We start from the raw sequence: 1,376 nt of genomic DNA on the forward strand, positions 1-1,376 counted from the left end.
GGCAGTCGTTGCCTTTCGGTGTTCCTGATCGTGCTGGTCCTGGGTTGGAGGAGTTGATGGCGCAGGTCGCGTGTGGGGACAAGGACGCTTTCTCCCGACTCTATGACGCGGTGACCTCGATGGTCTTCGGTCTGGTCGTCAGGGTCGTCAGGGACCGCGCCCAGTCCGAGGAGGTCACCCAGGAAGTCATGATCGATGTCTGGCGCCAGGCCGCCCGCTACCGCCCCGACCAAGGCAGCGTCATGACCTGGATCGCGATGCTCGCCCACCGCAGAGCCGTCGACCGGGTCCGCTCCGCCCAAGCAGCAGCCAACCGCGACCACGACCACGGCCTACGCGAGAACACCCGCCCCTACGACGAAGTCGCCGAACACGTGGAAACCCGCCTGGAAAGCGAACAAGTCCGCCGCTGCCTCCAAGGCCTGACCGAACTCCAACGCCAAGCCGTCACCCTCGCCTACTACCAAGGCCTCACCTACCGCGAAGTCGCAGAAACCCTCAAAACCCCACTACCAACCATCAAAACACGCATGCGCGACGGCCTCATCCGACTCCGCGACTGCATGGGGGTGACCACATGAAAAACGACGAACTCCACACCCTCACCGGCGCCTACGCCCTCGACGCCCTCACCGAACCCGAACACCACGCCTTCCTCAACCACCTCAAACACTGCCCCACCTGCACCCACGAAACCCACGAATTCACCGCCACCACCACCCGCCTCGCCACCGCCACCACCACCCCACCCCCACCCCACCTCAAACACACCGTCCTGACCACCATCGACTCCGTACGCCAACTCCCCCCCAAACTCCCCCCCACCCCCCACACCACCACCTGGACCACCCGCCTCACCCGCACCACCCGCCACCTCACCCTCGCCGCCGCCCTCACCGCCACCACCACCCTCGGCGGCCTCGCCCTATGGCAGAACAACCAAACCCAACAAGCACGCCAACAAACCCAACAAACAACCCAACACCTCAACCAACTCACCCACGTCCTCAACGCCCCCGACGCCCGCACCACCCACGCCCAAACCACCACCGGCGCCCACATCACCCTCACCACCTCCCCCCAACTCAACCAAGCCGTCTTCATCAGCACCGACCTCCCCAACCCCCCCACCCACCAGACCTACCAACTCTGGTTCGACGACAACGGCACCATGCGCCCCGCCGGCACCTTCCAGAACAACACCGCCCTCCTCACGCAAGACCCACCCAACCAAGCCACCGCCATCGGCCTCACCCTCGAACCCCAAGGCGGCTCCCCCCAACCCACCACCACCCCCCTCCTCCTCCTCAACCTCCCCACCTAAAACCCCCACCCCACCGGGGCGGTGCCGGGTCGGGAGTTGAGAGCGGTCGGGG

2 protein-coding genes are annotated in these 1,376 nt (G+C 65.8%); both read left to right on the forward strand.

Features of this window, described 5'->3' with window-relative positions; translation table 11 throughout:
• Positions 1–56: 56 nt before the first annotated feature.
• Positions 57–581, forward strand: a complete 525-nt coding sequence (sigK, locus tag ACFYMC_RS29765) for an ECF RNA polymerase sigma factor SigK (protein ID WP_388531279.1) — start codon at positions 57–59, stop codon at positions 579–581.
• The gene (locus ACFYMC_RS29770) at positions 578–1,324 is read left to right on the forward strand and encodes an anti-sigma factor (protein ID WP_388531276.1); all 747 of its coding nucleotides are present in this window, start codon (positions 578–580) and stop codon (positions 1,322–1,324) included. Before sigK ends, ACFYMC_RS29770 begins: the two co-directional genes overlap by 4 nt.
• Positions 1,325–1,376 lie beyond the last annotated feature (52 nt).

This window comes from Streptomyces sp. NPDC006879 (assembly GCF_042869595.1).
Lineage (GTDB): Bacteria > Actinomycetota > Actinomycetes > Streptomycetales > Streptomycetaceae > Streptomyces.